The sequence below is a fragment of the Vibrio sp. 10N.222.55.A1 genome (genome assembly GCF_041473835.1).
In the GTDB taxonomy this organism is placed as follows: Bacteria; Pseudomonadota; Gammaproteobacteria; order Enterobacterales; family Vibrionaceae; genus Vibrio; species Vibrio crassostreae_C.
Genome location: NZ_JBFRSX010000104.1, coordinates 1 through 252 on the forward strand (window position 1 = coordinate 1; position 252 = coordinate 252).

1 tRNA gene is annotated in these 252 nt (G+C 44.8%); it reads left to right on the forward strand.

The window, feature by feature from the left end:
• Positions 1-50: 50 nt before the first annotated feature.
• A tRNA-Val gene (locus AB4493_RS21295) sits at positions 51-126 on the forward strand.
• Positions 127-252: the final 126 nt, after the last annotated feature.

Below are 252 nucleotides of genomic sequence, written 5' to 3' on the forward strand. Positions count from 1 at the left end.
TCCTGCACGACCCACCATTCCTTCTCCACGAAGGAATTAAAACTTTTAGTGGGCGATTAGCTCAGTTGGGAGAGCACCTGCCTTACAAGCAGGGGGTCACTGGTTCGAGCCCGGTATCGCCCACCATTCTCTAAATATTCTTGGAAGTTAAATCTCCAAACCACTTCTTATGTCGCTGGTTGGATTTTTCGACTGTGAGAGTCTTTAGAAAATGAACTTCACAAGAAGTCTCATTGCTCTTTAACAATTTGG